Here is a 589-nt window from a genome sequence, read left to right on the forward strand (position 1 = left end):
GCGCCCTAGCGTTTGAACGGCTCCACCCGCGCCCAGTCGACGCTGGGGCCATGGCCGGCCTGCTTGAGGTCGTCCAGCAGCATGTCGATGAAGTACATGCCGGGTTCGATCGTCACCCCCATGCTCGGTTCCAGGGTGCGGGTCATGCGCAGGTAGGGGTGGCCGTCGGGGCGTTCGATGCGGCCGCCGCGGTCGCTGGCGGCAAAACCGGCTACATCGTGCACTTGCAGGCCGATCAGATGGCCCAGGCCGTGGGGGAAGAACGCAGCGCTGACGCCGGTGGCCAAGGCCGCTTCCGGCGAGACGGTCAGGATGCCGAACTCCTTGAGGATGCCCATCAACGCCAGATGCGCGTCGATGTGCAGCTGCTTGTAGTCCACGCCGGCGCGCACGTTCTGGCCCATGCGCAGCTGGGCGGCATCCACTGCATCGATCAGCGCCTGAAAGTCGCTGTCGGGGTCGGCCGCGTAGGTGCGGGTGATGTCGCTGGCGTAGCCGTATGCGGAAGCGCCGGCGTCGATCAGGAAGCTACGCAGCGGTTGCGGCGGCTGCTGGCCCAGTTCGGTGTAGTGCAGCACCGCGCCGTGTT

1 pseudogene is annotated in these 589 nt (G+C 67.6%); it reads right to left on the reverse strand.

The features are described from left to right. Positions 1-11: 11 nt before the first annotated feature. Positions 12-589, reverse strand: a pseudogene (locus CSC70_RS14145) (M24 family metallopeptidase); the annotation flags it as partial.

The organism is Pseudoxanthomonas kalamensis DSM 18571, from assembly GCF_010211745.1.
In the GTDB taxonomy this organism is placed as follows: Bacteria; Pseudomonadota; Gammaproteobacteria; order Xanthomonadales; family Xanthomonadaceae; genus Pseudoxanthomonas_A; species Pseudoxanthomonas_A kalamensis.